This window comes from Mucilaginibacter sp. dw_454, assembly GCF_018449775.1.
Lineage (GTDB): Bacteria > Bacteroidota > Bacteroidia > Sphingobacteriales > Sphingobacteriaceae > Mucilaginibacter.
Genome location: NZ_JAAVVB010000003.1, coordinates 356,040 through 374,922, shown reverse-complemented (window position 1 = coordinate 374,922; position 18,883 = coordinate 356,040). Strand labels below are relative to the sequence as shown.

Below are 18,883 nucleotides of genomic sequence, written 5' to 3'. Positions count from 1 at the left end.
CGTCAGACGCAGAGCTTCGGGCGAAAGCGGGTAAAACAATGGTGGCTTTGTGCGGCTGCAGGGCTGTCGGGAATGTTGCCTGAAGCGCCGGCCCATGTGCGACAATAGGCGGCAACAGGCCCCTGCCCAGGTTTTACCCGATTTGCAGGGCAAAGGCCAAGAGCGCAGAGAAGCCTTGCGTGTGACTTGATTTTTGGTTACTTTTCATCAAGGAAAAGTAACAGCCTTAGCGGCAATTGAGCGCTATACGAGCGATAAGCTAACCGAGCAAATTCGCGATTGCCACGCTATCGCTCGCAATGACAGAATGTTATGTTTGTTAATAAGCGATTCAGAGATCGTCACGCTCGTACCTCGCTCACGATGACGGGGTGGTGAAAATCTTATGCCGTAAACGCTACTAAAGCCTGCTCTATCCTATTCACCGTCTCATCTTTACCCAACAAAGCAGCAATATCAAAAACATGCGGACCAAATTTACCCCCTACCAGCATAATGCGGAAAGGCAGCATCACGTCGCCGGTTTTAAGGCCTTTTTCTTCGGCCAGGGCTTTGAAGTTGGCTTCGGTATCGGCAGCAATTAATGTTGGAGCGGCTTTTAGCTGATCGATAAAAGTGTTAAAGAAAGTTGTTTTCTCATCCGTCCATTTGGGTTTAACGGCATTAAGATCGTACTCGGCAGGGATCTGGAAAAAGTATGATGCCTGCTGATAAAAATCAGGCAATAAAGTACAGCGGTCTTTGATTAAGTCGATAATAGTTAGCAGGTAAGTGTCGTCTTTTACGTCAATGCCCTTAGCGGTTAAAACCTCCTTGACTTTCAGCTTTAAGCTTTCTGCTTTGGTCTTTTTGATCCACTCGGCATTGAACCATTTGGCTTTTTCGAAATCAAACTTCGCCCCTGCTTTGCTTATTCTGTCGATAGAAAACTTGCCAACTAACTCTTCAAGCGTATAAATCTCCTGGCCTGACCCGTCGTTCCAGCCCAGCGTCGCCAAAAAATTTACAAATGCCTCAGGCAAAAAGCCCATTCCACTAAAGCCGGGACTGCCTTCCCAATCTAGCGCAAATACCGGGAAGCCTAAACGGGCGCCATCGCGTTTGCTTAGTTTGCCGTGTCCATCGGGTTTTAATATCAACGGCAAGTGTGCCCATTGCGGCATATCGGCTTTCCAGCCCAAATATTCCCACAATAATAAATGTACGGGTGCCGATGGTAACCATTCCTCGCCGCGAAAAGCGTGCGAGATCTTCATCAAATAATCATCAACCACAACAGCCAAATGGTAGGTAGGCATACCATCGGCCTTTAATAAAACTTTATCATCAACCGTATTAGTTTCAAAACTAACGCGGCCACGAATCATGTCTGTAAAGCTAACGCTTTGGTCGGCCGGAATTTTTATGCGGATAACATGCGGGGTATGATCGGCCAATAATTGATCAACCTCATGCTGTGGCAGCGACAAAGAGTTACGCAAACCATCGCGATAAACCTGCCCATATTGAAAATTAGGGATCTCTTTGCGATTTTTGTCCAGTTCCTCGGCAGTGTCAAAAGCGTAGTAAGCATGGCCCTGCATTACCAACTGCTCGGCATATTGGCGATAAAGGCTTTTGCGTTCGCTTTGGCGATATGGCGCATACTGGCCGGGAGTAACCGGGCTTTCATCGGGCGTAATGCCGCACCAGTTCAGGCAGTCAATAATATATTGTTCGGCACCTTCAACAAAACGGGTTTGGTCGGTGTCTTCTATCCTTAATATAAAATCGCCATTATGTTTTTTGGCGAACAGGTAATTGAACAATGCGGTACGCACACCGCCTAAATGCAAGCCACCGGTTGGGCTTGGCGCAAATCTTACTCTAACTCTTTTATCTGACATTGTGCGGCAAAGATAGAATTATGAAGCCGAAAGCTAAAAGCCGAAAGGTTAAAGCTTTGTCATTTAAAGCTGAAAGCTAAAAGACCAAAGCTGAAAGCTTGCACCATTTAGCTTTTCGCTTTATGCTTTTCGCTTTCGGCTTAAAAACCGTTTTTCGCTTTATGCTTTATGCTTTAAGCTCAAAAATTACGTTATTTGAAGCTTAGATGATGAACACCTATCAAAATAAACGATTCTGGAAATACATATTGCTTGCTTTTGCAGTAATTATTGCCTCCGGGTCTTTGTTTTACACGCAATATTTGGTTAGGAATATAGCCCGCGCCGAGCGTACCCGTGCGCAACTGTGGGCGTTAAGTATCAGGCAAAGTTTAACGTCTGACGATAATGACTTTTTGCCTTATGTGTTGACGGTAAGAGATAGTTTGGCTGTACCCGCCATTGTTACCGACGAAAAAGGCGACATCAAAACCGTTAGAGGCTTAGATACCACCAAAACCTATATCGAGATCCCTCCGGAAATGCAGTCGGACGCTAAAATGCCCAAGTATGATCCGCAATACTTTAAGGGTGAGCTGGAGGTCATGAAATCTCAGCATGAGCCTATCATTATCAATCTGCCGGGATTGGGGCATGGCGATAACCTGGTTTATTATAAAGACTCGGCGCTTTTAAGTCAATTAAAATTATTCCCATACATTCAGCTTTCGGTTATTGCGGTATTTTTAACGCTGGCCTACACTACATTTAACTCGTCGCGCAAGTCTGAGCAGAACCAGGTTTGGGTGGGGTTAGCCAAAGAGACGGCGCATCAATTGGGTACGCCGATCTCATCGCTGATGGCCTGGATTGAATTATTGAAAGATAAGTTTAACGCCGAGGACGACCCGCTTATGCTTGAAATGGAGAACGATGTAAAGCGGCTTGAGATAGTGGCCGACCGTTTCTCGAAGATCGGCTCTAAACCAAAGCTGGAAGATCATTCGGTGTTTGATGTAGTGGAGGATTTTGTAAATTATTTTAAAATACGCACCAGCAACAACATTAGCTTTGAAATTAAGGGCGACCCCGACCTGGTGGCCGGTTTAAATATTCCGCTGTTTGACTGGGTGATTGAGAATCTGCTTAAAAATGCAGTAAACGCCATTGACAGCAAGGGCAGTATAAAGGTTGATATTGGCACTAATAAAACTAAGGATCTTGTCCATATCGATATAACCGATACCGGCAAGGGCATCCCCCGCTCCAAATTTGCCACGGTTTTTCAACCGGGATACACCACGCGTAAGCGCGGCTGGGGGCTGGGCCTGTCGTTAACCAAACGTATTGTAGAAAACTACCACGACGGACATATTTTTGTGCGCGACTCTGAATTGGGTAAAGGCACAACCTTTAGGATCAATCTAAAAAATATCAGATAACATGCACAAGCCCGAACGCACAGCTTACGAAAGTTTTTACAGCACCTATATTAAGCTGGTTGACCAGGAAAATATCCTGGAAAAACTAGAAGGCTTAAAAACATCAACTTATCAATTATTTAACAGCCTGACAGATGAACAGGCTAACCATGCTTATGGCCCCGGCAAGTGGACCATTAAACAGGTTGTGGGACATTTAATTGATGCCGAACGCACCTTTGCCTACCGCATACTGGCCTTTTCGCGCGGGCAGCAAGAACTGCCTGGCTTTGATGAAAACGTTTATGTTGAGCTATCAAACGCCAACGACAGATCTATTCAAGACCTGTCAGCCGAATTTAAAACCGTCCGCGAAGCAAATCTTTATATGATACGCGCACTGACGCCGGAACAGATAGAAAACAAGGGAATCGCAAACGGCAGCCCCATACAGGTTAATACCATAGTATACATATTGGCCGGGCATGAGGTACATCACCTCAATATTTTAAAAGAACGCTACGGAGTATAAAGCGAAAGGCCGTTGAATAATCGCCGGCCTTTTCTATAGCTTTTCAATCAGCCTTATTCAACTTCTTTACGGTCGTGCTTGCGTTGGATGTAGTAAGCAAGATATAAGCCTGCGCCGCCAAACATAGCTATCAGTGAAAAGAATAATGCAGGCGCGGTATCGCTATCAGGCTTGATAATGCAGTCTGCTAAAAAAGCCAAAAACAATCCTAATCCTGCGCCTACCAGCAGCAATCCCCAGGTGAGTATTGCGTTATGATTCATTTTCTTTACGTCCGTTGCCGTACGTGGGTCCATGCCACGTTCTATCATGGCCATGCGTTCGCGGTTGCGCAAATAAACTATACCAAATATCATGGCAAACATCCCGGTGCAAACCACCATCGGTATCATTACGGCTAATTGTTCTTGATCCATTTTATGTCTTTTTTAAAAGTTAATCATTTACTGACACACCCTCGTTGGTGTATTTGCAAGCTATGACTACCTCTTTTTAAATCAGGTTACAGGCAATTTAAATTTTTTTAACAAATAAATCTGTCATTGCGAGCGTAGCGTGGCAATCGCACGCGTTCCGGCTTTTCCCCTTGCGATTGCCACGCTACGCTCGCAATGACAGATTTTTAAAATCGGATATCAAAAGTTAAATATATCTGAAATTAGCGATATTTATAAAAACATGTAACCTAACCCCAATTTGTGTAGTCAGAGTATATGTAAATGATGCAGAGCAAGCTTTCAGATATAGAACTGATCACCAAAACAATGGCGGGCAACCAATCGGCTTATGCCGACCTGGTTAAACGGCACCAGCGTTTTGTGTTTACACTGGCTATGCGCTTCACTAAAAGCCGTGAGGATGCAGAAGAAGTAGCGCAGGATTGTTTTATCAAAGCTTACCGCTCGTTAGATTCATTTAAAAAGGAGTCGAAATTTAGCACCTGGCTATATACTATAGTATATACCACAGCCATGACGTCGCTGCGCAAAAAGAGAATAGATACCGCGTCGATAGATGACGAGGATACACACATACAAATTGAAAACACGCCGTCGGGCTATGACGTTAATAATGCCGAGAACAAGTCAAGGTCGTTTTACCTTAACCAGGCTATTGAGCAATTATCTGCCGATGACGCGACGATTATAACCCTGTTTTACAAAGGCGAGCAATCTCTCGAAGAAATAGCGCAAACCTTAGGCATAGAAGCCAACAGTGTAAAAGTGAAATTATTTAGGGCGCGCCAGCGATTGAAAGAAAAACTGGAGCGTAATTTAAAACACGAAGTTAAAGAACTGATATGAGTAACATGGAAGAAAAACTTTGGGACTACATTGACGGCAATCTCACCGCTAAAGAGCAGACTGCAATTGAGCAACTAATTGCCGGCGACGAGCGCTATCGCCAAAAATACCAGGAGCTATTAACCTTTAACCAGGAAATGGCTGCGGGCGTTGAGCTTGACGAGCCACATATGGCTTTTACATATAACGTGATGGAGGCCATCCGTACGGAGTACGCTACTCAAAAGCCGCTCAAAACCCGGGTAAATAAAGGCCTGATGTGGGCTATCGGCGGATTTTTTATTATTAGTTTAACCGTAATGCTGGGTATGGCTTTGGGCAGTATTCATTGGTCGGCAGGTAGTCATGCGGTATCAAATACTACACCACTGCCCAACTTTAAGGCTTTGCTAAGTGGCAGCACTTTAAAAGTATTTCTATTTTTTGATACCGTACTGTTGTTGTTTTTAGCAGACGGATTTATGCGAAAACGCCTATTGCATAAACAAGCGTAAGCTAAATTGTACAATTTGCTTTCTAAAAAGGACGATTAGTTAAGCTATGCACAACCCGCCTTCAGTATAAAAGCACTTTTTTAAAAAAGTATCAGTAAAACGGGTACTATTGGTATAGTAATTGCGTTAATAATGACAAGCTGGCAATCTTGCCAGTTTAATTGTGATAAGGTTTAGGTTGAATGCCCCCAAGAAGCAAGTTCGAAGGGGCATTTATTTTTTCTGATACTTTTGAGCTATCCTGGTTGGTTCGTTTAAGCGATTTTAGCCTTTTCGTGCATTATTGGATTGAGCAATAAACTCAAGAAGATCACCAGGAAACAACCTATGGCGTTTAGCCATAAATAAGCTACCACGCCATAATAGCCCATGATGCAGATTATAATTTCAGACAATAACGCCGCGATAAATACTGCGCTGCCACCTACCCTTTTTACATAAAAAGCCACTACAAATACGCCGAGAATAGTGCCGTAGATGTATGACCCTAATTGATTCACGGCTTCTAACAAATTCCCCATTTTGCCTGCGTAAAGCGCCATGGCAATGCAGACCATTCCCCAAAAAACAGTTGCCAGCCGGGATGCCAGTAAATAATTTTTATCGGACGCGCCGGGGTTGATGGTGCGTTTATAAATATCAACTACCGAAGTCGACGCTAAAGAGTTCAAAGCACTGGCCGTTGAGCCCATAGACGCCAGGAAAACAATGGCTATGAGTAAACCTATCAGCCCTCGTGGCAAATAATGTGTAACAAAATTCAGGAATACATAATTAGTATCATCGGTATCGGCCTGCCGGTTATTCTTTTTCATCAGGCCGATGCTTTGCCTGCGGATGTCGGTGGTGGCAGCGTCGGCTTGTTTCAGGCTGGCCTGGGCCTTATCTATTTGCGTTTGATCATGACTATCAATCGCGGCCATCAACTCATTAGCCTTAGTTTTTCGCTGCTCAAAGGCCATGGCATATTTTCCCTCGAGCACGTTGTATTTCCCGGCATACTGGCTTTGTTTGACCTGCTTAACCTCGTATTGGTTAAAGAACATAGGCGGCTTGTTAAACTGGTAGAATGCAAATACCAGGATCCCTATCAGCAGGATACAAAATTGCATCGGTATTTTGATCAGGCCATTCATGATGAGGCCCATGCGGCTCTGCCCTACCGAGCTGCCGGTTAAATATCGCCCAACCTGGCTCTGGTCTGTGCCGAAGTAAGATAACTGCAGGAAAAACCCGCCAATGATACCGCTCCAGATGTTGTACCTGCTTGAGGGGTCAAATTTCCAGTCGATGACGTTCATTTTGCCCATTTTACCCGCCAGCTTTAGGGCATGTGCAAAACCGATGTGGTGCGGCAGCAATACTACCACCAATGCCCCGGCAGCAAACATACCCACAAAGATGATACTCATTTGCAGCAATTGGGTATATGATACCGCTTTGGTGCCTCCCAGCACGGTGTAAAATGTCACCAATCCCCCAATAAATATAGTGGTGTAGGTGGTATTAATATTCAGGATAATAGATAAGATAATAGCCGGTGCATAAATAGCTATACCGGTTGACAGCCCGCGTTGGATCAGGAATAATCCGGAGGTAAGCGCGCGGGTCTTCAGGTCAAAGCGCTGCTCTAAAAACTCGTACGCAGTATATACTTTAAGGCGATGAAATATCGGCACAAAAGTGATACACAAAACAATCATCGCCAGCGGCAAACCGAAGTAAAACTGCACAAAGCGCATCCCATCGCTATAAGCCTGTCCGGGTGCAGAAAGGAAAGTAATGGCGCTGGCCTGCGTAGCCATAACCGAAAAACCAATATGATACCAGGATAAAGAGCGGTTGCCCATCAAAAACTGGTCGATGTTTTTATTGGTACCGCTTTTCCAGAGCCCATAGCTAATGATGAGCAATATGGTAGTACCAAGAACGATCCAGTCGGTTAAGCTCATTTAAGATAAAGGGTAATGAGCCAGAAAATTATAATTAAAAAAACCAGCCACCCGGCTACAATGCCGTAAAACTGGTTCCAGTTGCGTATAAATGAAGGAAGTTCAGGATCAGGCTTCTTCACTGCTTTTAGCCAATACATTGACGAAGAAGGCCGCAGTTAAAAATCCTAAAATAGCACCTATGATAACATATTTGAAAGCTACATCAATAACAACGCCTACAAAAGCGCCGCTTAATGTACCTACCAGGTAATAAATGTAATCTAAACTTTTATCTGTTTGTGGGTGATGTTTGCTCATGATCTTATTATGTAGTGCTGCAAAAGTAATTTATTATATGATGTGTAGCAATAGTTTGATAGTAAAAAAGGATAGGATATTGAAATTTCCTTTGATGTCATCTCGACCGTAGGGAGAGATCTATACACATGCTTAGATTGCACGTGTATAGATCTCTCCTCGTTCCTCGTCGAGATGACAGGCTTATTTTATTATACTGACACCCTTTTTTCAGTTTCACCAACTATAATCCTCAAAAAAATAAAAAAACTTCTCAAATTACTGTAACATTATTCAACTGTTTACGATAGGATAGTAATTAAACAATAATATTAAGCTGATCGGCTTTTACGAATGATTAAACAAGAAGAACTTATAACCAGGTGCAAACAAGGTGACCCGGCGGCTTATACCGGCCTGTACAACCTGCACGCTAAAACGGTTTATAGTTCGATATTGAGATTGGTGAATCATACCGGCGAGGCTGAAGATATTTTGCAGGATAGTTTTGTGGCTGCATTTAAGAGCATAGCCAGTTTAAAAGAGAGTAGTGGTTTCAGGTCATGGGTTAAACGGATAGCCATCAATAAATCTATAGACCTGGTGAGAAAAAGAAAGCTGCGGTTTGTGGAACTGGAGACAGAATGGATGCCCGATCGGGAAGACGAGGATCTGATAGATGAAGATGCATTCGCTTATAATATGGATGCCGTAAATGCAGCTATTGATGCCTTGCCGGAAGGTTACCGCACAATTTTTAACCTGTATGCTATTGAAGAAATACCGCATACACAAATTGCGGAGCTGCTTGGTTTGGAAAACGGAACTGTAAGGACCCAATACCACCGGGCAAAACATAGAATATTACAAACCCTTAAACAAGGCAGTTATCATGAATGATGATTTAGAAAAGTTTATAGCAAAAAACCGCGATGGGTTTGACGACAAAACGCCGCCCCCCTTTGTGCTGGGCCGGATCCTCGAAGAAATGCAGCCCGAGCAGAAGGAAAAGCCTGCGGGCATAGTTATTCCGTTCCGGGTGTTACGCTGGGCCGCGGCGGCTTGTGCGCTGGTAATTGTAGGTGCGGTTGCTTTTTTAACCTTGCGTCATCAACCGGAAAATAGTGTTGCTGTTGTTAAGTTACAACCACCTATTATGCAACCCGATACAGCTACTAAAGTAATAGCCGCAAACAAACCGGCTCAAAAAAGTATCGACTCGGTAGACAATGACTTGAATGTACGCAAACAGGTATTTGTCGCTAAATTAAAAGAACATCACCCGGTTAATCAACAGCATGTAATGTATGCCAGCCTGAATAATATGGAATCGCCGGCCAGCCGTTTGGCCGCAGTATCTACCGAAAAAATTGGCCAAAAGGATAATTATGTAATTGATGCGCTGGTAAAAACGCTGAATAATGATCCTAACAGTAATGTAAGGTTAGCCGCATTGGATGGCTTAGCCAAATTTTACCAGGAGACTTATGTAAGAAAACAGTTAACCAACGCGCTAAATCAGCAGCATGACCCTGTGGTGCAAATAGCTATGATCAATTTATTGATCAGGATGAGAACATCAGGCATATTAGAACAATTGGAACAATTAGTAAACGATCAAAATACACAAAAACCTGTAAGAGATTGTGCCTACTCGGGCATCAATCAATTGCAATCATCATAAAAAAGCGAACGCTAAGCCCATCGGTTCATGCATGACGGAAAGCTAAGCGAATGCAAATAGTTAAATCACCAACAAATTAATTTAAAAAGAAAATGAAAAAATATATCATTACTACACTACTTGGGCTTTCGATGTTTGGCTTGGCCAGCGCCCAGGAATATAAAGTTGCCAAATCTGGCGGCAAAATTACGCTCGACGTGGCCGAAGTTACTGTTGAAGGTTACGATGGCAACGAAGTTGTTTTTAAATCAGCCTTAAAAGAAAAAGAAAAAGACCCGCGCGCTAAAGGCCTGCGCGCCATAAGCGGCGACGGTTATACAGACAATACCGGACTTGGTATCAGCGTTACGGAAAACGGCAACAACCTCGAGGTACACCCGGTAGGTAATTCGGCCGGCCTTAAAATAATGGTTCCCAAAAATATAATCGTTTCTTCGGCATGCCATGTGGTTGCAGATGCTGGTAAAATCGAATTCAAAAATATGACGAATGAGATTGAAGTGTCTGCTGATTATAATGAGGTAGTGCTTGACAACGTAACCGGCCCGATGACCGTTAGAGCACTGTATGGTGAAGTTAAAGCTAAATTTAACGGCATTATCAAAGGCCCTGTTTCAATTGCTTCGACTTATGGCGCTGTAGACGTAACTGTGCCTACAGAAACTAAAGCAGATGTTAAATTGAGCACTTCATTCGGCGAGATTTTGGCATCGGCAGATTTGAAAATAGTGATTGAGAAAAACAAAGCCGATAATATGATTAGCTATGGTAAGCTGGTTAACGGAAAGATCAATGGCGGTGGCACAGATTTTAAGCTCACCTCTGAGTACGGAAAGATCTACCTGCGTACCGGCAAATAATCAAAAACAGACATCCTTAAAAAAAATTGACATGAAAAATCTTTTCGTATGCATTTGCTGCGCCCTGGCTTTTGGCGCGCAGGCACAAAGTACCATCACCCGCTCTTACCCGGTTAAAGCCGGCGAGCCAATTAATTTTAAGTTCGATTATCCGACCGTAAAAATAAGTACCTGGGATAAAAACGAGATATCTGTTGTTGCTAAAATTGATTTAAATGATGCCGAAAAAAATGATTACTTCAGCCTGGAAGAACAGGAGTTAAATGGTGTTGTAACCATTAGCAACCATACCAATTTCGATAAAATACCGCGCCAATATTCAATTACACGTAATGGTGTAAAAACGTTTTATAAAACTAAACAAGAATACAAGGATGCTCAGAAGCTACCTGGCGTAACACAGTCTAACGAAGGCGCCAATATTGACGCGGTTGTTGAAATTAAGGTACCCGCAGGTTGCGCAACCAATATTAAAGCCACTTATGGTATGGTAGAGATAGCCAACTTTAACGCCCCTATTACAGTAGATGATACTTATGGCGGTGTTGATGCTACTATCAATACTGCTCATACGGGCACCTTGAAGGCAACAACGCGTTTTGGCGAAATATTGTCAAACCTGGACATGAAGATTACCGCACACGAAAAACGTGACTTCTTTAATTCTATTACTGCGGATGCGGGAAATAATAAATCTGCCTGCGTACTTAGTTCGGATTATGGAAAGATCTATTTGAGGAAACCATAACAAGATTTACATATAATAAGAAATGCCGATTAATCGGCATTTCTTATTTATAATCATCTGCACATTCGCACATCTGCATATCTGCACATTTACTGCGGCTTACTCAATAAATTCACAAACAATCTATACGCCCCAGGCACACCCGCAGGCAATTCGCGGAAGAAATCAAGCGAGGTATAAACAAAGCGGCCCTTGCCATAATCGGCTACGATCAATGAGCCTGGGTTTTGCCCTTCTCCCGGATCGCCCATGCTCAGTATTTTTGAATAGTGATTGTCAACGCTACTGGTAAAGTACAATCCGCGCTCCTGGATCCAGCCGTCAAAATCGGCATCTGTAATTTTGTTTGGGTAGTTTAGCACCGGGTTTTGCGGCTCCAAGAAAGTAACTTTGGCATTCTCATCAGTCACCCTATCATTGGTTATTTTAAACGGATACGGGCCAACCTGATTCAGCACCAGCGGCGCGTATACATTATATTGTACTACCATATTGCCACCATTATTAATGTATTGCAGCAGCTTTGGCTGCTCAACTACCAAACGTGGGTTAATATTATAAGCACGCACACCAACAACTATCGCATCGTAAATTGACAGATCGGTATTCATGATATCGTTCTCTGTTAATTGGTGCACCTCATACCCCACTTGCGTTAGCGCTTCAGGCACCAAATCGCCGGCACCGGCCAGGTAGCCAATCTTTTTGCCCGCAGTTTTTAGGTCGATGTTGATCAGCTTCGCTTCGGCCGGTGGGAACAAAGTAATGGCCGGGATGTGATCATAATTGATTCGCTGTATACCCATAGACCATTCTTTACCGTGTGTTGTAACCACTGCTTTTAAAATATCTGTACGCGGGTTGCTGCCGGTTGGCGTTATGGTAAATGTCTCTACCCACTCGGCTCCTTTGGCTTTATTAGTAAAGTCTATGCTTTCAGGACTGATCTTCCAGCCCGACGGCGCTTTCAGGCTAATGCTGCCGCTGGCTTTGGTAAAGCTTTGCAGTTTTACCTGTACGGTTTGCGGCTGCGCCGAGCTAAAAATGTAATCTTTACTCAGGATATTAGTTGTAACCGGCGGGGCAACTACCACTGGTGCATAGATCTCGCCTTTGGCAGGGTCAACATATTTATACATCAGTTTACGCTCATAGGTCACCTTTTTACCGCCCATGGCAAAAGAGAACCAGGTACGCGGGTAATCAGTATTTTCCGGATTACCCGCCAGCGTATCGTTAGGCAAGGTATAGGTGCCTAAATTATGCGGAGCGGCCAGCCAATAAGGCTGCGACAACTTAGCTGCTATTTTGCCTGCGCCGGTCAATGTATCACGCAACAATACACCGGGCTTAAAGGCCGAGCCTAACCTATCCTCATAAATGTTGGAGTATTTTGGGGTCGACCTGATCTCGAAGCCAGGGATAGCCAGTTTATAAGGCGTATAGATCTGAGAAACAATGCCGATGCTATCGCCAACCGCATAAACCGGCTCCATGGCGTACGATTCAAACCATAATCCCGCACAACCAGTAATCAGGTCCCTTAATTCTTTTGATTTTTGATCGCGCCAGTAGGTATCTTTAATCGCAGCAACCCGGTTCAATACATCAATTAAGGCCGGAACCGAATTTTGCGGGTTTTGGCTGTCGAAATTCTTTTTGATGAAGTTGATCTGCTCGGCTATTGACTCGCCGCCCGCAACACGGGTCCAGGTGGTGTTAACGCCCGACAGCAGGCTGTCTTTAGGTGCATCGCCCAGGATCGTTTTAAAATACTCTAAACCGGCTCCGCGTACCTTAGGTGTACCAAAGCCCTGTGTTTTATGGTTCGATCGGCTGTCGGCAGCCATCTCGCCGTAACCTTTACCTAAAATCGGGTTATAAACGCCTACGTCAATTTTAAACTGGTTGTTGGCCGTGGTATTCACGGTACCGAAACTGAAGGTATTCCACAACAGTCGTTTCGCTTGCCAGGTTTGTACATATTTTAATTGCTCGGGGAAACGTTTCGGGTCGGCCGCAGCAGCAAATGCTTCCTGCGCTATAATGGCCGATGAAGTATGATGCCCATGGCCGCCCTCGCCTGTAGTTGGGAAACGGCAGATAATCACATCCGGCCTGAACTTACGGATCACCCACACGGCATCGCCCAATACTTTTTCATGATCCCAGATCTTTAAAGTCTCGCCCGGTCCTTTTGAAAAGCCGAAATCATTGGCGCGACTAAAAAACTGCTCAGCGCCATCAACTCTGCGGGCCGCTAATAGTTCTTGGGTGCGTATTAAACCTAACACCTCGCCTTGCTCATTGCCTATCAGGTTTTGGCCACCATCGCCGCGGGTAAGCGACAAGTAACCGGTGCGGTAATGCTTTTCTTGCGCCAGGTAAGCCAGCAGGCGGGTATTTTCATCGTCGGGGTGCGCGGCCACGTAAAGCACACTGCCCAGTACATTTAATTTATTTAAGCTCTGTTGAATAGTTACCAGGTCGGCCGGCGGGGCGGTTTGCGAAAAAGCGTGGCCGGTTGTCAATAAAATGGCGGCAAATAGAATGAAACGGTTCATAGCCAAAGATATTAAAAGATTGATAGTACAAAATATAGGTTTAGGTTATACAATCGTAATTTTTTGGTGAGGATTCATTATACCACTTCGTCATCGTGAGCGAGGTACGAGCGTGACGATCTCCGGATCGCTTGTTCGCCTTGTCGTAAAGAGATTGTCACGCTCGTACCTCGCTCACAATGACGGGTCGGTAGGATAGTCGCCCTCAAACTGAGGACTATATTGTAACATTTCCCCACCCCTTTTGTCCAATTCCTATTATTTCAATCGTCAATAAAACAAGGGCTTAACACCAAATTCACCTAATTAGTTAATCGATTGATTAATTTTTTATAGTTGATTATCAATAACTTACAAAGTTAACATAAAAATAATTTTACTTTAATCAATCGTTTGATTAACTTTGTGGTGTTAAAAGATTATGGACAAAGATAAAATTGATAAAAAAGACCACATTCTGGACGTCGCCGAGCGCGTGTTCTCAGAAAAAGGTTTTGACGGCGCCTCAACCCGATTGATATCTGGTGAAGCCGGTGTTAACATGGCCATGCTCAACTATTATTTCGGCTCGAAAGATGGTTTGTTCCTGGCGGTGTTTCAACGTAAGATCGCATCTTTTCAAGACATTTTGCAAAACCTGGGTAATGATGGCAGTATCAGTGCCTGGTCAAAAATGGAGCAGTACATTGAATTGTATGGCGATAAAGTGGTAGCTAACAACTGTTTCCAAAAACTTTTGTACCAGGAAATGGGTATGAATAGAGGGAATGATCTTTCTCATAAACTGAGAGATATGTTGTTGAAGAACGTTACGGAACTCGACAAAATATTAAACGAAGGCATTGCTAACGGCGAGTTTAAAAAAGACATTGACGTAGCCATGGTTATAGCCACTTTGTACGGAACTAAAAACTACATACTCAATACGCCAATGATGGCAGAACCTTTGTTAGGGTACGACATTACCGACGACAAAATGATTGAAACAAGATTGAAGCCGCAGATTAAAAGCTTCATGAAAAATTTATTAAAAGCATACCTATTCAACTAAGAACTATGAATATACAATTTAATACATCCCACAAACTACATCTCTGCAAGCTGCCGATATTAGCGATAGCGCTATCCCTGCTGCTGATGTCGCTGGTGTCTAACAGAGCGCACGCTCAGGACAGAACCATCACATTAGACGAAGCCGTTAAACTTGGCCTGGCCAATAGCAAGGTTTTGAAACTTTCGCAATCAAAAATCGACGAAGCAGTTGCCCAGTACAACCAGACTAAAGACAATGTTTTGCCTACCGGTTCTGTAAGTTTTGCTTACGATCGTGCGGAGATTCCTTACAATAAACTGGCTTTTGGTTCAGAAAGCATCGGCCTGCCAAAAAACGACAATGCCTACTTAGGTATCGTATCGTTAAACGAAACCATTTTTGCAGGTGGTAAACTAAAATATGCGCAACAATCTAATCAATTGTTAACCAGCATATCTCGTCTGGATGCCGATAAGGACCGCGACCAGATCAAGTACGATATCATCAGCGCTTATTACAATCTGTATAAGGTATTGCAAAGCAAAAAGGTGGTAGCGCAAAATTTGGAGACTATTGATGCGCAAATCCACCAATCGCAACGTTTTTTTGACCAGGGTTTGGTTACCAAGAATGATGTGCTGCGTTTCCAGTTACAGCGCGCTAACGTTCAGTTAACCGGCATCGACCTGGAACAAAATCGCAAAGTAATTAACTATGATCTGAACATCCTTTTGGGTTTACCTGAAACTACACAATTGAATATCGATCAGATCATCGAACCAACCAGAGAACTGGGTCCGTTGAATAATTATATCGACAGCGCTTTCAGTAATCGCCAGGAGTTTCAACAACTTGAATTACGCGGCAAGTATGCCGAAACCAACATCAAGTCTATCAACGCCAATACAACGCCAACATTGGCAGCATCGGCAGGTGGTTATTATGTTGACGTGGCCGGCAGCCCGATACCTAAAATAGGTAGCTTTATTACGCCGGTGACCATTGGCTTAACCGCTTCATGGAATTTTAGCTCATTGTGGACCAACAAAAACAAACTGTCGCAAGCGCACATTCAGCGCGACGAGGTGGAGATAAACAAAGGCATTACTTCAGATAATATCAAAAACGAAGTGAACCAAAACTATCACGCTTATGAGACTGCTTTGGATAAGATCAAACTTTTACAAACATCAATAGAGCAAGCCGGCGAAAACAACAACATACTGGCTTCAAAATACAAAAGCAATATCGCGTCGGCAACAGATAAAGCTGATGCCGAGACCCTACTCTACCAGGCACAGATCAATCTTGAATTAGCTAAAGCTGATGCAGGACTGGCCTACTATACCCTAATGAAATCAACCGGAAAACTTAACAAATAATATAACAACAACACTCAATAAAATGGCAAAGCAAGACACACACGAAACACCAGCAAAGAAACCCAACAGAGTACTTCCTATTATATTAGGCCTTATACTTATAGGTGGTGCAATCTTTGGTGTAAAAGAATATATATACTACGGCAAGCACGTTGATACTGATGACGCTCAGGTTGACGGCGATATAAGCCCGGTAGTAGCACGCGTTGGCGGATACGTTGACAGCATTTACTTTGAAGAAAACATGCATGTTAACAAAGACCAGATATTAGTTAAAATTGACCCTCGCGATTACCAGGTAAAATTAGAACAAGCTCAATCTGCTCAAGTTGGCGCAAGTGCCGGCGTAGGCGTAGGCGAGTCGCAGATCTTTACTACTGCATCAAACTCTGCAGTGGCTAAAGCAGGTGTAGTATCGGCACAGGCACGTTTAGACAAAGTTGCTAAAGATTATGCCCGTTTTGCCAACCTGGTAAAAGATGGTTCTATTACCCAACAACAATTTGATCAGGCTAAATCTGACCTTGACGTAGCAAACGCTAATTTGGCTGCAGCTAAAGATCAATACAAAGCAGCGGTACAACAAATTGGTACCACCCGCGACCAGTTAAAAGTTACCCATACAGGTGTTAGCCAACGCCAGGTTGATGTTGACTATGCTAAACTGCAATTAAGCTATACAGATGTTAAAGCCCCTGCAAGTGGCGTGGCATCTAAAAAGAATGTGCAATTGGGTCAATTGGTACAAGCCGGACAAACTTTATTCTCTATTGTTAATGATAACAGCTTGTTCATCACTGCTAACTTTAAAGAAACCCAATTAGAGAAAATCAAAAACGGTTTAAAAGTTGACATTGAGGTTGATGGTTATCCTGATATGAAAGTTGAAGGTACGGTATACAACTTTGCCCCTGCAACCGGCGCTAAATTCTCATTATTACCTCCGGACAATGCTACAGGTAACTTTGTAAAAGTAGTACAACGTATCCCCATCAAAATTAAGATCAACGCTTCAAAAGACGTTTTAGATAAACTGCGTCCGGGTATGAGTGTTAACGTATCTGTAAATACTGAAAACTAAATTTAGCCGGGGGTTCAGGCTCCTGACTAATTAAATAATACTAACAAAAAATGGCTGAAACTGGCTTTAAAAAATGGATCATTACCATCACGGTTATCGTGGCTTCATTGCTGGAGCTTATTGATACCACGATTGTAAACGTATCCCTGCCCGTAATACAAGGAAACCTTGGCGCAACCCTTACGGATGTTGCCTGGGTAGTTACCGGGTATGCAGTGGCAAACGTAATTATATTGCCCATGTCAGGCTGGTTAGGCAGCCGGTTTGGGCGTAAACAATATTTTATAACATCTATCATTGTATTTACCATAGCATCGTTTTTGTGCGGTAACGCCACAAGTTTGAACGAACTGGTAATGTTCCGGATCTTGCAAGGTTTGGCAGGTGGTGGTTTAATTTCAACCTCGCAGGCTATTTTGGTTGAAACCTGGCCGCGAGAGCAAATTGGTACCGCTACGGCACTATTTGGTTTAGGTGCGGTTGTAGGCCCTACTGTAGGCCCAACCATTGGTGGCTATATTACAGACCACGCTACCTGGCGCTGGATTTTTTATGTAAACATCCCGGTAGGCGCGCTGGCTGCGTTTTGTGCTTTCACCTTTATTAATGAAACCCCCAAGGAGGCCAAAGGTAAACCTATCGACTGGTGGGGCATTCTGTTGCTTGCCATAGCCGTAGGAAGCTTACAAACCATATTAGAAAAAGGAGAAGATGAAGACTGGTTTGCTAAAACTTATATCCTGGTGCTTAGCGTTACCGCTGTTTTAGGAGTAATATTATTTATTTGGCGAGAGTTGAGTATAGACTACCCTATTGTAAATTTCAGCATTTTGCGACACCGAAGTTTTGCAGTGGGTATGTTTACGTCGTTCGTACTGGGCTTTGGTTTATATGGGTCGGTGTTTGTGTTTCCGGTATTTTGTCAGAACCTGCTCGGCTTTTCCGCGCAGCAAACAGGCGAACTCTTGTTTCCCGGCGGTGTATGTACTATTGTGATGATGCCTTTTATAGGCAAGGCGCTTAACAAAGGTATCCCGGCTCAATTTATGGCAACCGGCGGTATGTTCTTGTTCTTTGTGTTTACCACGATGTTGAGTAACTCGACGCTGGGCACCGGGCAGAAAGATGTATTGATACCTTTACTGATCAGAGGTGTGGGTATGGCTTTATTATTCGTACCGTTAACTACCCTTGCCATTGCCGACCTGAAAGGCCCGGAACTGGGTCAGGGTACCGGTCTGAACAATATGATGCGTCAGCTGGGTGGTTCGTTCGGTATTGCGGTGTTAACTACCATTATTCACATTCGTACTGCTTTTCACCGCAGTAACCTGTTGAGCAATATCAACCCTTATAATAATGCCTTTAACGACAGGCTGCATATGATGGAGCAGGCATTTCTGGCCAAAGGCAAATCGACTATAGACGCCATGCATATGGCCTACGCTGCCATTGAGGGTGCAGTAACCCGTCAATCGTTACTATTAACCTATGACGATGCCTATTATATATCAGGGCTGGTAATGCTCTTCTCGATACCGTTGCTCTACCTGCAACCTTTCAAGAAGAACGTCAAGGTTCCTACCGACGTGCACTAAAAACAAAAGCCGTTCCCCTATGAAGGAACGGCTTTCTTTTTTCACAAAAAAAATTAACAATTAAATTGTGGCATCTTATTCCGCAC

17 protein-coding genes are annotated in these 18,883 nt (G+C 43.7%); 12 read left to right on the top strand and 5 right to left on the bottom strand.

Translation table 11 applies throughout. The annotated features are described in order from the left end of the window. Nucleotides 1-383: 383 nt before the first annotated feature. Nucleotides 384-1,886, bottom strand: a complete 1,503-nt coding sequence (gene gltX, locus HB679_RS12075; RefSeq protein WP_214072236.1) for a glutamate--tRNA ligase — start codon at nt 1,884-1,886, stop codon at nt 384-386. A gap of 209 nt (nt 1,887-2,095) precedes the next feature. Between gltX and HB679_RS12070 the strand changes: the two genes are divergently transcribed. Further along, complete coding sequence (locus tag HB679_RS12070; protein WP_214072499.1) at nt 2,096-3,307, top strand: HAMP domain-containing sensor histidine kinase; 1,212 nt, start codon at nt 2,096-2,098, stop codon at nt 3,305-3,307. Between the two features lies 1 nt (nt 3,308). Further along, nucleotides 3,309-3,818 carry a DinB family protein gene (locus tag HB679_RS12065; protein ID WP_214072235.1) on the top strand — a complete coding sequence of 170 codons (510 nt, stop codon included), beginning with the start codon at nt 3,309-3,311 and terminating at the stop codon, nt 3,816-3,818. A gap of 53 nt (nt 3,819-3,871) precedes the next feature. Here HB679_RS12065 and HB679_RS12060 read toward each other — a convergent pair whose 3' ends face one another. Beyond that, on the bottom strand, nt 3,872-4,234 hold the full coding sequence (locus HB679_RS12060; RefSeq protein WP_214072234.1) for a DUF6249 domain-containing protein: 363 nt from the start codon (nt 4,232-4,234) through the stop codon (nt 3,872-3,874). A 303-nt stretch (nt 4,235-4,537) separates the two neighbouring features. Between HB679_RS12060 and HB679_RS12055 the strand changes: the two genes are divergently transcribed. Further along, on the top strand, nt 4,538-5,122 hold the full coding sequence (locus HB679_RS12055) for a sigma-70 family RNA polymerase sigma factor (protein ID WP_255547593.1): 585 nt from the start codon (nt 4,538-4,540) through the stop codon (nt 5,120-5,122). Nucleotides 5,123-5,127: 5 nt separating this feature from the next. Next, entirely contained in the window at nt 5,128-5,616 is a 489-nt protein-coding gene (locus tag HB679_RS12050) for a hypothetical protein (RefSeq protein ID WP_214072233.1), read from the top strand. Between the two features lie 254 nt (nt 5,617-5,870). On the opposite strand, the gene HB679_RS12045 is transcribed toward HB679_RS12050, so the two are convergent. Together HB679_RS12045 and HB679_RS12040 are read right to left on the bottom strand one after the other, a co-directional pair. Next, entirely contained in the window at nt 5,871-7,568 is a 1,698-nt protein-coding gene (locus tag HB679_RS12045; RefSeq protein ID WP_214072232.1) for a sodium:solute symporter, read from the bottom strand. A 108-nt stretch (nt 7,569-7,676) separates the two neighbouring features. Next, nucleotides 7,677-7,868, bottom strand: coding sequence for a hypothetical protein (locus tag HB679_RS12040; protein WP_214072231.1), 192 nt, complete (start codon nt 7,866-7,868; stop codon nt 7,677-7,679). Nucleotides 7,869-8,201: 333 nt separating this feature from the next. Between HB679_RS12040 and HB679_RS12035 the strand changes: the two genes are divergently transcribed. From HB679_RS12035 to HB679_RS12020, 4 genes are all read left to right on the top strand, one after another. Continuing rightward, nucleotides 8,202-8,747, top strand: coding sequence for an RNA polymerase sigma factor (locus tag HB679_RS12035; protein ID WP_214072230.1), 546 nt, complete (start codon nt 8,202-8,204; stop codon nt 8,745-8,747). Beyond that, entirely contained in the window at nt 8,740-9,531 is a 792-nt protein-coding gene (locus HB679_RS12030) for a HEAT repeat domain-containing protein (protein WP_214072229.1), read from the top strand. Before HB679_RS12035 ends, HB679_RS12030 begins: the two co-directional genes overlap by 8 nt. A 92-nt stretch (nt 9,532-9,623) precedes the next feature. After that, entirely contained in the window at nt 9,624-10,391 is a 768-nt protein-coding gene (locus HB679_RS12025; RefSeq protein ID WP_214072228.1) for a DUF4097 family beta strand repeat-containing protein, read from the top strand. Nucleotides 10,392-10,422: 31 nt separating this feature from the next. Next, nucleotides 10,423-11,139 carry a hypothetical protein gene (locus HB679_RS12020; protein WP_214072227.1) on the top strand — a complete coding sequence of 239 codons (717 nt, stop codon included), beginning with the start codon at nt 10,423-10,425 and terminating at the stop codon, nt 11,137-11,139. 89 nt (nt 11,140-11,228) lie between these two features. Here HB679_RS12020 and HB679_RS12015 read toward each other — a convergent pair whose 3' ends face one another. Beyond that, on the bottom strand, nt 11,229-13,703 hold the full coding sequence (locus HB679_RS12015) for a PIG-L family deacetylase (RefSeq protein WP_214072226.1): 2,475 nt from the start codon (nt 13,701-13,703) through the stop codon (nt 11,229-11,231). A 421-nt stretch (nt 13,704-14,124) separates the two neighbouring features. On the opposite strand from HB679_RS12015, the gene HB679_RS12010 reads away from it, so the two are divergent. From HB679_RS12010 to HB679_RS11995, 4 genes are read left to right on the top strand one after another with little or no spacing between them, the layout of a single operon-like run. Further along, nucleotides 14,125-14,754, top strand: coding sequence for a TetR/AcrR family transcriptional regulator (locus HB679_RS12010; RefSeq protein ID WP_214072225.1), 630 nt, complete (start codon nt 14,125-14,127; stop codon nt 14,752-14,754). Nucleotides 14,755-14,759: 5 nt separating this feature from the next. Continuing rightward, on the top strand, nt 14,760-16,118 hold the full coding sequence (locus tag HB679_RS12005; protein WP_214072224.1) for a TolC family protein: 1,359 nt from the start codon (nt 14,760-14,762) through the stop codon (nt 16,116-16,118). Between the two features lie 22 nt (nt 16,119-16,140). Beyond that, nucleotides 16,141-17,199 (top strand): HlyD family secretion protein, encoded by a 1,059-nt coding sequence (locus HB679_RS12000; protein ID WP_214072223.1) that lies wholly within the window; start codon nt 16,141-16,143, stop codon nt 17,197-17,199. Between the two features lie 50 nt (nt 17,200-17,249). Next, nucleotides 17,250-18,797: a DHA2 family efflux MFS transporter permease subunit gene (locus HB679_RS11995; RefSeq protein ID WP_214072222.1), complete on the top strand. Its 1,548-nt coding sequence runs from the start codon at nt 17,250-17,252 to the stop codon at nt 18,795-18,797. The last annotated feature ends 86 nt before the right edge of the window (nt 18,798-18,883 follow it).

What these genes read in the sequence shown, in the direction of transcription:
- gltX (WP_214072236.1), bottom strand. Translation starts at nt 1,886, where the DNA reads ATGTCAGATAAAAGAGTTAGAGTAAGATTTGCGCCAAGCCCAACCGGT.
- HB679_RS12000 (WP_214072223.1), top strand. Translation starts at nt 16,141, where the DNA reads ATGGCAAAGCAAGACACACACGAAACACCAGCAAAGAAACCCAACAGA.
- HB679_RS12020 (WP_214072227.1), top strand. Translation starts at nt 10,423, where the DNA reads ATGAAAAATCTTTTCGTATGCATTTGCTGCGCCCTGGCTTTTGGCGCG.
- HB679_RS11995 (WP_214072222.1), top strand. Translation starts at nt 17,250, where the DNA reads ATGGCTGAAACTGGCTTTAAAAAATGGATCATTACCATCACGGTTATC.
- HB679_RS12050 (WP_214072233.1), top strand. Translation starts at nt 5,128, where the DNA reads ATGGAAGAAAAACTTTGGGACTACATTGACGGCAATCTCACCGCTAAA.
- HB679_RS12055 (WP_255547593.1), top strand. Translation starts at nt 4,538, where the DNA reads ATGATGCAGAGCAAGCTTTCAGATATAGAACTGATCACCAAAACAATG.
- HB679_RS12025 (WP_214072228.1), top strand. Translation starts at nt 9,624, where the DNA reads ATGAAAAAATATATCATTACTACACTACTTGGGCTTTCGATGTTTGGC.
- HB679_RS12060 (WP_214072234.1), bottom strand. Translation starts at nt 4,234, where the DNA reads ATGGATCAAGAACAATTAGCCGTAATGATACCGATGGTGGTTTGCACC.
- HB679_RS12045 (WP_214072232.1), bottom strand. Translation starts at nt 7,568, where the DNA reads ATGAGCTTAACCGACTGGATCGTTCTTGGTACTACCATATTGCTCATC.
- HB679_RS12040 (WP_214072231.1), bottom strand. Translation starts at nt 7,868, where the DNA reads ATGAGCAAACATCACCCACAAACAGATAAAAGTTTAGATTACATTTAT.
- HB679_RS12065 (WP_214072235.1), top strand. Translation starts at nt 3,309, where the DNA reads ATGCACAAGCCCGAACGCACAGCTTACGAAAGTTTTTACAGCACCTAT.
- HB679_RS12010 (WP_214072225.1), top strand. Translation starts at nt 14,125, where the DNA reads ATGGACAAAGATAAAATTGATAAAAAAGACCACATTCTGGACGTCGCC.
- HB679_RS12030 (WP_214072229.1), top strand. Translation starts at nt 8,740, where the DNA reads ATGAATGATGATTTAGAAAAGTTTATAGCAAAAAACCGCGATGGGTTT.
- HB679_RS12035 (WP_214072230.1), top strand. Translation starts at nt 8,202, where the DNA reads ATGATTAAACAAGAAGAACTTATAACCAGGTGCAAACAAGGTGACCCG.
- HB679_RS12015 (WP_214072226.1), bottom strand. Translation starts at nt 13,703, where the DNA reads ATGAACCGTTTCATTCTATTTGCCGCCATTTTATTGACAACCGGCCAC.
- HB679_RS12070 (WP_214072499.1), top strand. Translation starts at nt 2,096, where the DNA reads ATGAACACCTATCAAAATAAACGATTCTGGAAATACATATTGCTTGCT.
- HB679_RS12005 (WP_214072224.1), top strand. Translation starts at nt 14,760, where the DNA reads ATGAATATACAATTTAATACATCCCACAAACTACATCTCTGCAAGCTG.